The sequence below is a fragment of the Nocardioides sp. genome, assembly GCF_024509035.1.
GTDB lineage: Bacteria > Actinomycetota > Actinomycetes > Propionibacteriales > Nocardioidaceae > Nocardioides.
Genome location: NZ_JANINT010000400.1, coordinates 1 through 1,660, shown reverse-complemented (window position 1 = coordinate 1,660; position 1,660 = coordinate 1). Strand labels below are relative to the sequence as shown.

Here is a 1,660-nt window from a genome sequence, read left to right as displayed (position 1 = left end):
CGCGAGGCGCTGGCCCACACCACCGAGCAGCTGCCGGCGCTGCGGGCGGCCGGCGTGGTCGACGCGGGTGGTCGCGGTGTCAGCGTGATCCTCGACGCCGCCGAGACCGTGCTCACCGGCCGCCGCCCCGCGCCGGTGACCGCGCCCTTCGGCAGTCACCACATCCCGATCCCGGCGACGGCGACCCCGACCGAGGGCGACCTGACGCCGGATGGCCCCTCCTACGAGGTCATGTACCTCCTGGACGCCGACGACGCGGCGATCCCCGTCCTGCGCACGGCGCTGTCGGGGCTGGGCGACTCGCTGGTCGTCGTGGGCGGCGAGGGCCTGTGGAACGTCCACGTGCACGTCGACGACGTCGGCTCCGCGATCGAGGCCGGGATCGCCGCGGGTCGTCCGTACCGGATCCGGGTGACGCACTTCGCCGAGCAGATCGCCGCGGCCCGCAGCCGCACGGCGGCTCGCGACGGCAGGGCGGTGGTGGCCGTCGCCGCGGGTCCCGGCCTGGCCTCGTTGTTCGAGGAGGCCGGTGCCGTCGTCGTCCACGGCGGCCCCGGGCACCGGCCCTCGACCGGGCAGCTGCTCGAGGCCATCACCTCGTGCGGGGCCACCGAGGTGATCGTGCTGCCCAACGACCACGACTCCGTGCGCGTGGCCCACATCGCGGCGAGCACCGCAGAGGCCGACTCCGACGGCGCGATCCGGGTCGCGGTGATCCCCACCCAGGCGCAGGTCACCGGCCTCGCGGCGATCGCCGTCCACGAGCCGGGCCGGTCCTTCGACCACGACGTGCTCGAGATGACCGCCACGGCGCGCCACGCCCGCCAGGGCGCGATCACCGTCGCTGCCAAGCAGGCGATGACGATGGCCGGCCCGTGCGAGCCCGGCGACGCGCTCGGCGTGATCGCGGGCGACTTCGCCGTCGTGGGGGAGGACCTCTACGCCGTCGCCACCGAGGTCCTCGACCGGCTGCTCGGCGGTGGTGGTGAGCTGGTCACGATCGTGGCCGGCGCCGAGGACGCCGAGGGCTCGTTGGCCACCCGCTGCGCGGGGTACGTCGAGGAGCACCACCCCGCTGTCGACGTCGTGGTGTACGACGGTGGTCAGGGGCGCTACCCGCTCCTGATGTCCGTCGAGTGACGTGCGCCGAGCAGCGAGCTAGGGAGACAGCGGTGATCAGCCTCGACACACCTGTGGTCGCGGTGCTCGGCGACCACAAGAAGAAGCGTGCGGCGATCGAGGACAAGCTCGGGCTGCGCACCGTCGGCGACCTGCTGCGCCACTTCCCGCGGCGCTACATCAAGACCGGCGAGCTCACCCGCGTCGAGGAGCCCAACGTCGGCGACCTGCTCACGGTCGTCGGGCAGATCGCCTCGAGCAGGATCGCCACCTACCAGGACCGCCGGACCGGCCGCCCGGCCTACCGCGTCGACGTCGTCGTGCGCACCGACGGCCCGTCGTTCCGGGTCTCGATGTTCGCCAAGAACCACCACATGGCCGAGTGGCAGCAGCAGAACCGGGTGCCCGCCGGCCGCCGTGGCATCTTCGTCGGCCAGGCGGGCAGGTTCCGCGACGAGTGGCAGCTCACGCACCCCCAGATCGTGCTGTTCGGCACCGCCGAGGAGGACGCGGCGCAGCTCTCGCTCGACGCGATCGGTGA

Annotated in this window: 1 protein-coding gene and 1 pseudogene; both read left to right on the top strand. The window is 73.4% G+C overall.

Annotation, left to right across the window (positions count from 1 at the left end; all coding sequences use genetic code 11):
- On the top strand, nt 1-1,140 hold a 1,140-nt coding region (locus tag Q0L15_RS22215), incomplete at its 5' end, for a Dak phosphatase (RefSeq protein ID WP_296607029.1).
- 32 nt (nt 1,141-1,172) lie between these two features.
- Nucleotides 1,173-1,660: pseudogene (locus Q0L15_RS22210) on the top strand (ATP-dependent DNA helicase RecG); the annotation flags it as partial.